Source organism: Streptomyces sp. UNOC14_S4 (assembly GCF_020740835.1).
Lineage (GTDB): Bacteria > Actinomycetota > Actinomycetes > Streptomycetales > Streptomycetaceae > Streptomyces.
Map to the genome: position 1 here is coordinate 1 of NZ_JAINFC010000814.1, position 2231 is coordinate 2231.

Here is a 2231-nt window from a genome sequence, read left to right on the forward strand (position 1 = left end):
GGGCGGCGTAGGCGTCGTTGACGTAGGCGAGGCGGTGGTCGGGGCCGTAGACGACGGCGACGAGGGCCGGGACCTGGCCGAGGAAGTCGTGGACGGAGAGGCCAGCGAGCGTGGGGACGGGGTCGTCGTGGCCGGGCGGCCCGGCGGGACCGCCGGGGCCTGAGGGAGCTGTGAGGGCGGTCTCGGCGCGTGCGGCGGGGACGGAGCCCGTGGGCATGGGCGTGGGCGCGGGCTGCGAGGAGGCGGCGGCCCGGTCGGCGCGCTCCAGGCGTTCGGCGCGTGCGGCGGCTCGGCGCTGCGTTCCGGGGAGCCGGGCACTCCAGCGGGTGAAGTTCACGGACGGTTACCTCGCGGGGTCGATCCGGGCCGGCGCGGCGACGGGTGGCTGTGCCGCGTGCCCGGCGCGGGGCCGCGGTTGGCGGTACGGGGGCCTGTCCCCGGGGGAATGCTGCAAGCGTCCGAATCCTCGTCTTCGTTACTCTTCGCAGATACGAGCCCACCCATGGTCACACGACCAGTGTGGCCGACGGGACTGACATCCGTCAGACGTCGGCCCCCTGTGGGGGAGTTCCCGACTCCGGCGGAGCGGCCGCGACCTGCCTCAACTCGCTTCCGGGTGACGGCCTGTGTCCGCGGCGAGTTCGAATTCGGCGCGCGGGTTCTCCAGCGAGCCGAGCGAGACGATCTCACGTTTGAACAGTCCCGTGAGGGTCCATTCGGCAAGAACGCGCGCTTTTCTGTTGAACGTGGGAATCCGGCTGAGGTGGTAGGCGCGGTGCAGGAACCAGGCCGGATACCCCTTGAGCTTGCGTCCGTACACATGCGCGACACCCTTGTGGAGGCCGAGTGAGGCCACGGAGCCGACGTACTTGTGGCGGTACTCCGTCAGGGGCCTGCCGCGCAGGGACGCGAGGAGGTTCCGGGCGAGCACCTTGGTCTGGCGGACGGCGTGCTGGGCGTTGGGGGCGCACTCCGTGCCGGGCTCGGCGGCCGTGAGGTCGGGGACGGCCGCGGCGTCGCCGCCCGCCCACGCGTGGGCGACGCCCTCCACGGTGAGGGTGGCGGCGCACTTGAGACGGCCGCGATCGGTGAGGGGCAGGCCGGTGGAGGCGAGGATCGGGTGCGGTTTGACGCCCGCGGTCCACACGAGGGTGCGCGTGGGGAAGCGGGAGCCGTCGCTGAGCACGGCGACCCGGCCGGCGCAGGAGTCGAGCCGGGTGTCGAGGCGTACGTCGATGTTGCGGCCGCGCAGCTCGCGCAGCGCGTAGCGGCCCATCTCCTCGCCGACCTCGGGGAGGATCCGGCCGGAGGCCTCGACCAGGACGAACTTCAGGTCGTCGGGGCGGATGTTGTGGTAGTAGCGAGCGGCGTACCTGGCCATGTCCTCCAGCTCGGCGAGGGCTTCGACACCCGCGTAGCCGCCGCCGACGAAGACGAAGGTGAGGGCGGCGTCACGGACGTCGGGGTCGCGGGTGGAGGAGGCGATGTCCATCTGTTCGAGGACGTGGTTGCGCAGGCCGATGGCCTCCTCGACGGTCTTGAAGCCGATGCCGTAGTCGGCGAGGCCGGGGACCGGGAGGGTGCGGGAGACCGAGCCGGGGGCGAGCACCAGTTCGTCGTAGTGCACCTCGATGGCGCCCGTGCCGTCCTCGCGCGTGGCGAGGGTGCTGACGGTCGCGGTGCGCTTGGCGTGGTCGATGGCGGTGACCTCGCCGACGACGACCTGGCACTTGGGCAGCGTGCGGCGGAGCGGGACGACGACGTGGCGGGGCGAGATCGAACCGGCCGCGGCCTCGGGGAGGAAGGGCTGGTAGGTCATATAGGGCTCGGGGTCGATCACGATGACGTGGGCCTCGCCCCGCCGGAGCTTCCGCTGGAGCCGGAGGGCGGTGTACATCCCGACATAGCCGCCGCCGACGATCAGAATGCGCGCCGGTTCCTTCACCGGGGCCCCTCCTCGCGTGTCGTCGTGTGTCGCCGTGTGCCGCGGTCGTGTGCCGTGTGTCGTCGCGCGTCGTCCGGCTCGGAAAGGTGGGCAAGGGGTGTCGCGACCGGGGTGCCGGGCCGGTCGCGACACGGCAAGGCTCCCTCCCATGACGCACCGCCGACAGACGTTTGTCCACAGGCCCCGCGAAATGTATGACCGGTGGCGGAGCCGATCCCTCCGCCGGCCCATCGCCGGATCGGGGAACAAGGGCGCAGGTCAGCGAGGATGCCGCGGGGTTGTGGGG

General features: G+C 72.2%; 1 protein-coding gene and 1 pseudogene. Both read right to left on the reverse strand.

The features are described 5' to 3' along the window. A pseudogene (locus tag K6I34_RS36030) lies at positions 1-337 on the reverse strand (serine/threonine protein phosphatase); the annotation flags it as partial. A gap of 264 nt (positions 338-601) precedes the next feature. Beyond that, positions 602-1897: an NAD(P)/FAD-dependent oxidoreductase gene (locus tag K6I34_RS36035; protein WP_229332242.1), complete on the reverse strand. Its 1296-nt coding sequence runs from the start codon at positions 1895-1897 to the stop codon at positions 602-604. Positions 1898-2231: the final 334 nt, after the last annotated feature.

What these genes read in the sequence shown, in the direction of transcription:
- K6I34_RS36035 (WP_229332242.1), bottom strand. Translation starts at nt 1,897, where the DNA reads ATGTACACCGCCCTCCGGCTCCAGCGGAAGCTCCGGCGGGGCGAGGCC.